This is a genomic window from Flavobacterium sp. AED (assembly GCF_000812945.1).
Classification (GTDB): Bacteria; Bacteroidota; Bacteroidia; order Flavobacteriales; family Flavobacteriaceae; genus Flavobacterium.
Genome location: NZ_JSYM01000015.1, coordinates 1 through 1,240 on the forward strand (window position 1 = coordinate 1; position 1,240 = coordinate 1,240).

At 37.7% G+C, this 1,240-nt stretch carries 1 protein-coding gene and 1 pseudogene; both read right to left on the reverse strand.

Annotated features, from left to right (window positions below; genetic code table 11):
* Nucleotides 1-588 (reverse strand): annotated as a pseudogene (locus OA85_RS16910) (hypothetical protein); the annotation flags it as partial.
* Between the two features lies 1 nt (nt 589).
* On the reverse strand, nt 590-1,240 hold a 651-nt coding region (locus tag OA85_RS17550), incomplete at its 5' end, for an MBG domain-containing protein (RefSeq protein WP_039111032.1).

Sequence of the window (1,240 nt, forward strand, 5' to 3'; positions counted from 1 at the left end):
CACGGTCATGACAACTCTTATAGTTCTTGGACAAGTTGCATCGTTAATTTTATATTCAAAAATATAATCTTTGACAGAAAGTCCAGAAGCATTAAGTATGCTTCCTTGTAAACCACCCGAATTATTTACATCAATCCAGGTTCCGTTTGTAGGAGTTCCCGCTGGTAATAAGTCACTTAGGTTAGTAGTTGTAATTTCTCCATCATTACAAATTGAGCTATTTATTGTCACAATATTATTGGCAATAGTAACATTTAATGTTATTGTAGCAGTATTACAATTGTTAGGATTTAATTTTTCACAAATTTGATATGTTAGTACATATGAACCACTAGCTATTCCACTTAGTACATTGATATTTCCTATATTATCTAATGTGATATTTGAGTTCTCTCCTGAAACTAATGAAAAGTTTATTACTTCTGATATAATTGAATTTCCATTCAAAGTATCATTTGCGAATATATTACCAACTACGCCAAATTCACTACAATTAGTAATTGAATACATATCATCATTAGCATCAATAACAGGAGCAGCAACAACAATAGTAATTGTAGCTGTATCACAATTGGTAGGGTTCAACACTTCACAAATAGTGTAATTTACAGTATAACTTCCCGCTGGTGTGTTTGGTGCTACATGCTACATTAACAGTTCCATCAGGATTTATAGTCAATGGTCCGTTTGGTGTAGAGCTTAATACTACATCCGTAGGATTAACAGGCGATCCATTTAATGTATCGTTAGTGAAAACGTTCACTCCTGAATTCCCTCCAGTCATTCCATTTACAGGAATTGTATTGGTATCTGCTACAGCATGAATTTCTTTTGGAGTAATGGTCAAGGTTGCATCGGTAGCAGCAACGGTATAGTTTGGATTAGCGCCCAAAGTCACGGCAATCGGATAGTCACCCACATTGGAGAACTGGGAAGCGGTAGTTGCCAAAGTATAGTTGATGGTATCTCCATTCACCGCACCACTAACAATAGCGGTAAGTGTAGGATTAACGTCCCCGTATACTTTAGATTTATCATCCGCCACTACAGTCACATTCAGTGCTTTTGGTGTAATGGTCAAGGTTGCATCGGTAGCAGCAACGGTATAGTTTGGATTAGCGCCCAAAGTCACGGCAATCGGATAGTCACCCACATTGGAGAACTGGGAAGCGGTAGTTGCCAAAGTATAGTTGATGGTATCTCCATTCACCGCACCACTAACAATAGCGGTAAGTTCAGG